General features: G+C 73.9%; 6 protein-coding genes. All 6 read left to right on the top strand.

Translation table 11 applies throughout. The features are described from left to right. The first annotated feature begins 345 nt into the window (after positions 1-345). The 6 genes from GSF22_RS29605 (at position 346) to GSF22_RS29630 (ending at position 5,717) form a co-directional block, all read left to right on the top strand. On the top strand, positions 346-801 hold the full coding sequence (locus tag GSF22_RS29605) for an SRPBCC family protein (RefSeq protein ID WP_208817209.1): 456 nt from the start codon (positions 346-348) through the stop codon (positions 799-801). Between the two features lie 40 nt (positions 802-841). Further along, positions 842-1,549, top strand: coding sequence for a hypothetical protein (locus GSF22_RS29610; protein WP_208817210.1), 708 nt, complete (start codon positions 842-844; stop codon positions 1,547-1,549). A 79-nt stretch (positions 1,550-1,628) separates the two neighbouring features. Further along, entirely contained in the window at positions 1,629-2,576 is a 948-nt protein-coding gene (locus GSF22_RS29615) for an ROK family glucokinase (RefSeq protein ID WP_208817211.1), read from the top strand. Further along, the gene (locus GSF22_RS29620) at positions 2,573-3,292 is read left to right on the top strand and encodes an endonuclease/exonuclease/phosphatase family protein (RefSeq protein WP_208817212.1); all 720 of its coding nucleotides are present in this window, start codon (positions 2,573-2,575) and stop codon (positions 3,290-3,292) included. Before GSF22_RS29615 ends, GSF22_RS29620 begins: the two co-directional genes overlap by 4 nt. Positions 3,293-3,486: 194 nt before the next feature. Then, positions 3,487-4,887: a flavin-containing monooxygenase gene (locus GSF22_RS29625; protein ID WP_208817213.1), complete on the top strand. Its 1,401-nt coding sequence runs from the start codon at positions 3,487-3,489 to the stop codon at positions 4,885-4,887. After that, the gene (locus GSF22_RS29630) at positions 4,884-5,717 is read left to right on the top strand and encodes an alpha/beta hydrolase (RefSeq protein ID WP_208817214.1); all 834 of its coding nucleotides are present in this window, start codon (positions 4,884-4,886) and stop codon (positions 5,715-5,717) included. Before GSF22_RS29625 ends, GSF22_RS29630 begins: the two co-directional genes overlap by 4 nt. Positions 5,718-5,829: the final 112 nt, after the last annotated feature.

The following is a 5,829-nucleotide window of genomic DNA, read 5'->3' on the forward strand; positions in this document are numbered from 1 at the left end:
GAACTGCACCGCGTCGGGGGCGATCCGGGCGTTGTCCCACACCGGGTCGGTGAGGTTTGCCGCGTCGCCGACGGTGACGACCGGGGGGACGGAGAACTCGCGCACCTGCACTCCCTCGTGCTCGCACTGGCCGGGCCGGGCGTCGCATGACGGTCCGGCTCTGTCGAAACCTACCTGTCGGTGCTGCTGGACGGCACAGCCAGGCCACCCGCGCGTCCGTCGCGGCGCTGTCCGGGCGGCCCGGGAGCCACCCCCGGAGCCGCCCGTGGCGGCCCGGGTTCCGCCTCGGGTGCAACGGCGCCGCCTCGACGGGCGACGGGCCTCCGGTCGGGTAGCCTGCCCCCCATGGCGGACACCTCCACCCAGTCGATCGTCATTGCCGCTGCCCCGGACCGGGTGGCGGCCGTCATCTGCGACTTCGCGAGCTATCCGGAGTGGGCCGACGCGGTCCGCCGGGCCGAGGTGATCGAGGAGTACGAGGACGGGTACGCCAGCCAGGTCCGGTTCACCCTCGACGCGGGGGTACTGGCCGACGAGTACGTGCTGGTCTACTCCTACGCCGAGGACGTCTCCCGGATCGAGTGGCACCTGGCCGCCCCGTCGAAGATGCAGAAGTCGCAGCAGGGGTCGTACGACATCGTCGGCAATCCGGACGGTACCTCCACGGTGACGTACACCCTGGCGGTGGAGCTTTCCGTGGGGATGCTCGGCATGTTCCGCCGCAAGGCCGAGAAAATGATCATGGATGCGGCGTTGAAGCAGCTGAAGCACCGGGTAGAGACCACGGGTGCGACGCAGTGACGCGGCGCCGGCCGTTGTCGCCACGGTAGAGGAGCCGATCATGGGTGGCGTTGGTCCGGGTTCGGCCCGGGAAGAGGCGGAACGACTGGTCGCCACCGTGCTGGGCGCCGCGCGGCTCGCCGCAGCGACCTCCGGTGCCGGCGGGTGGGGTCCGCTCGGTGAGATGGTCTCCGGTGTCCTGGGTCACACCGACCGTCCCGCCGGTGCCGGCGCAGGCGGCTTCGCGACCGGTTCACCCGAGTGCTGCGTCTGCCCGGTATGTCGCGGTATCGCCGCTCTGCGGGATCCCAGTCCCGAGTTCGCCGAACGGCTGGCCACCGGGGCCGGAGACCTGGCCGCCGGGGTGGCGAGCCTGCTCCGGGCGTTCGCCAGCGCGGGAACCGGCACCACCGGCGACCCGGGCACCTCGCCCGCCGGCCCGCCCACCGGGGCCGGACCGGACACCCCCGGCCACCGCCCGGCCGCGTCGACCGGGCCGGACACGGCCCCCGCCGCCGGCTCCGCCCCGAGCGGTGCCGACGCCGACGTGGTGTGGCGCGAGGCCACCCGTACCAGGCATGATTCTCAGCCGGCACCCGAGCCGGAGGTCTGGGCCGCCGCGACCCGGGGGGCGGGCGCGACCGCCCCGGCCGGCACCGGGGCCGGCACCGCCGGACGGAACGACCGGGCCGAGACCCGGTCGCCCGTCGTGCCCGCCGCGCGGGAGCCCGGTGCGGTGCCCGACGACCGATCAGGCGACGAGGCCTGAGGAGAACACCTGCCCGAACCCCGACGGCCCATCGGCCGGTGACGGTGGCGGGACAGCACAGCAGAGGGGAGCGGCAGCGGTGACGCTGACCATCGGAGTCGACGTCGGTGGCACGAAGGTGGCCGGCGGTGTCGTCGACGCCACCGGTGTCGTGGTCGCGCAGACCCGCCGGGACACCCCCGCCGCCGACGTCGGCAAGACCCGAGACGTGATCATCGAGGTCGTCACCGAACTGGTCGCCGGCCGCGACGTCGACGCGGTGGGCATCGGCGCGGCCGGCTGGATCGACGCGACCCGGTCCACGGTGCTCTTCGCACCCAACCTCGCCTGGCGGGACGAGCCGTTGCGGGCGTACGTCAGCACCGCCGTCGGACTGCCGGTGATCGTGGAGAACGACGCCAACGTCGCCGCCTGGGCCGAGTTCCGGTACGGCGCGGCCCGCGACGCCGAGGACTCGATGGTCATGTTCACCATCGGCACCGGCGTCGGCGGCGGCATCGTCCTCGGCGGTGAACTGGTCCGGGGCGCCCACGGCATCGCCGCCGAACTCGGGCACATGCTGACCGTCCCCGACGGCCACCAGTGCGGCTGCGGCCGGCTGGGCTGCATCGAGCAGTACGCCAGCGGCAACGCCCTGGTCCGCTTCGCCCGGGCCGGCGCCCGGCAGGAACCGACCCGGGCCCCGATCCTGCTGGAACTGGCCGGTGGCGAGGCGGAGGCGATCTCCGGGCCGATGATCACCACCGCCGCACGGGCCGGTGACCCGGTCGCCGCCGAGGCGTTCGCCCAGATCGGGCGGTGGCTGGGCACCAGCCTGGCGGACATGGCGCAGATCCTCGACCCGCAGGTGCTGGTGGTCGGCGGCGGCGTGGTCGACGCGGGTGACCTGCTGCTCGGGCCGACCCGGCGCTCGTACGCCGACGCGCTCGCCGCCCGGGGCCGGCTACCGGTGGCCGAGATCCTCCCCGCCGAACTGGGCAACACCGCCGGCGTGATCGGCGCCGCCGACCTGGCCCGGCGGCTGTGACCGGGCCGGACGGATCGCGGACCGGCGGGGTCCCGCTGCGGGTGCTCTCCTACAACGTGCACGGCCAGCGCGACGACACCGCCGCGCTGGCCGCCGTGGTCCGCGCGGCAGCCCCCGACGTGGTCGTCGTCCAGGAGGGGCCGCGCCGGTTCCGGTGGCGGCAGAAGTCCGCCTGGCTGGCCGAGTCGCTCGGCATGGTGGTGGCCGGCGGGGGCCTGCCGGCGCTGGGCAACCTGCTGCTGACCAACCTGCGGGTCCGGGTCACCCGGACCTGGTCCCAGCGGTACCCGCTCACCCCGGGCCGGCACCTGCGCGGCGCCGCGTACGCCGAGTGCGCGGTACCCGGCGCCCGGTTCGTGGTGGCCGGCTCGCACCTCTCCACCGACCCGGCCGAACGCCCCGGCCAGGCGGTGCTGTTCAAGCAGGAGTTGGACGCGGTACGGCTGCCGCTGATCGTCGGGGCCGACCTCAACGAGAACGAGGGCGGCGCGGCCTGGCGGACCGTCGCCGACGGGTTGACCGACACGGCGGTCGCCGCCGACCGGGCCGACCGGTTCACCTACTCCTGCGGTGACCCGCGCACCCGGATCGACGGCATCTTCGTCGACCCCCGGATCACCGTCGTCGACTACGACGTGCGGGACACCCCGCAGACCCGGCGGGCCAGCGACCACTTCCCGGTCCTGGCCGACCTGCTGCTGCCGGCCACGGACTGACCCTTCGCGGGCCGGCGCGGTGACACCGGTGGCCCGGCGCGGTGACGCCGGTGGCCCGGCGCGGTGACGCCGGTGGCCCGGCGCGGTGACGCCGCCGGACACGAACTGCCGCCGTGCGGGCTGGACAACGGATGCCGGAATGGAGAGGATTCGGCGGCAACCGGCACTCCTGCCGCGCATAAGGAGATTTCTCGGTGTCCACCTCCACCGACCAGAGCAGCTACGACCCGGACGGGACGCTCTCGCTGACCCCGGACGGCCGGCCGATCCACGACCGGGGCGACACGGTCTGCGTCATCGGGGCCGGCGCGAGCGGCCTCACCGCCATCAAGAACCTCAAGGAGTACGGCTTCGGCGTCGACTGCTACGAGCGGGAGACCGGGGTCGGCGGGGCCTGGAACTGGCGGCACGACCGCAGCCCGGTCTACGCCAGCACCCACCTGATCTCGTCCAAGCCGTTCACCCAGTTCCCGGACTTCCCGATGCCGGACGACTGGCCGGACTACCCGCACCACAGCCAGTTGCTGGCCTACTTCGAGCGGTACGCCGACCACTTCGACCTGCAACCGCACGTCTGGTTCGGCACCGAGGTGGTCCGGGTCGAGCCGGCACCCGGCCAACGCTGGGACGTCACCACCCGCAGCACCGGCGGGTACGGCGCGGAACGTACCTCCCGGTACGCGGCGGTGGTGGTGGCCAACGGGCACAACTGGTCCCCGAAGCTGCCGACGTACGAGGGACTGGAGAACTTCCGGGGCGAGATCATGCACGCCTCGTCCTACAAGGACGCCAAACAGTTGCGGGACCGGCGGGTGCTGGTGGTCGGCGCCGGCAACACCGGTTGCGACATCGCCGTGGAAGCCGCCCAGCAGGCGCGGACCTGCTGGCACTCCACCCGGCGCGGCTACTGGTACGCCCCGAAGTACGTGCTGGGCCGCCCCGCCGACCAGGTCAACGACCGGGCACTGGCGCTGCGGCTGCCGCTGTGGCTACGCCAGTGGCTCTTCCACCGGCTGCTCCGGCTCACCGTCGGCGACCTCACCCGGTTCGGGCTGCCCAAGCCGGACCACAAGGTGTACGAGACCCACCCGATCGCCAACAGCCAGCTCGTCTACTACGTCGGGCACGGTCGGATCGACCCGCTGCCGGACGTGGCCCGGTTCCACGGGTACGGCGTCGAGCTGACCGACGGCCGGGAGGTCGAACCGGACCTGGTCATCTTCGCCACCGGCTACCTGCCGCGCTTCGAGTTCCTCGACCCGGGCATCCTCGGCGACGACGGGTCCGGCAGGCCCACCCTGCACCTCAACGCCTTCCCCCGCCGGTACCCGACGCTCGCCGTGGTCGGGCTGGTGCAACCCGACTCCGGGATCTTCCCGATCGCGCACTGGCAGTCCGTGCTGATCGCCCGGCTGCTGCGGCTGCGGCAGGACGCCCCGCAGCGGGCCACCGCGTTCGCCGCGAAGGTCGACGCCGGGGCCGGGGAACGCTACTCCGGCCGGGTCAAGGACAGCAGCCGGCACTGGTTCGAGGTCGGGCACGTCGACTACCTGCGCGCCGTGCAGCGCGCCCTGAACGAGCTGGAGGGGAAATGACCACCCGGGAGGGGCTGCGGATCATCCGCTCGCGGGACTGGGCACACCCGGTCCGCCCGGCCCGCCGGGAGGTGCTCAGCGCCGTTCCCGAGGTGGACGAGGGACGACCGCCGCTGCTGTTCGTACCCGGCTTCGGGCACGGGGCGTGGGTCTTCGAGGAACACTGGCTGGCGCACACCGCGTCCCGGGGCTTCCCGGCGTACGCGGTCAGTCTGCGCGGGCACGGCGCCAGTGAGCCGGCGCCGGACGCGACGCTGCGTGCGTACCTGCACGACGTGGTCCAGGTGGCGGCGAGCCTGCCCCGGCAGGCGGTGCTGGTCGGGCACGGCGCCGGGGCGCTCGTGGTGTCGCACGCCCTGGCCCGGTACCCGGCGCGGGCCGGTGTCCTGGTCGCGCCGGTGCTCGGCGGTTGGGGTGCGTTCGGTACGGCGTTGCGCCGCAACCCGGTCGGCACCCTGCCGGCGGTGTTCGGTGGACCGTTGCGGCTGAGCCGGCGCCAGTTGTTCAGCCGGGAGCTGCCCGAGGCCACCGCCCGGGGGTACGTCGGTCGGCTCGGTCGGGCGGCCCGGCGGGCCCAGTGGCAGTTGCTGACGCACGGCGAGCCGGAACCGGCCGTGGGGCGTCCGCCGGTGCTGGTGCTCGGCAGCCCGGACGACCGGGTGGTCACCCCGGCCGCCCTCACCCGCGCCGCCCGCCGGTACGGGGCCGCGCCGCTGCTCTTCCCCGGGATGGGTCACGACCTGATGCTCGACGCCCGGTGGCAGGAGCCGCTCGACGCGATCCTGGACTGGCTGGCGAAGGACGGCCCGACCGGTACCGGCCCAGCCTGACCGTCCCCGCCCCACCCGTGTTGATCATGAAGTTGTTGTCCCGACACGCCGAGCCGGGTGACAACAACTTCATGATCAACGAGGCGAGGCGAGGCGGGGCGGGGCGAGGCGG

The organism is Micromonospora echinofusca (assembly GCF_017614955.1).
Classification (GTDB): Bacteria; Actinomycetota; Actinomycetes; order Mycobacteriales; family Micromonosporaceae; genus Micromonospora; species Micromonospora echinofusca_A.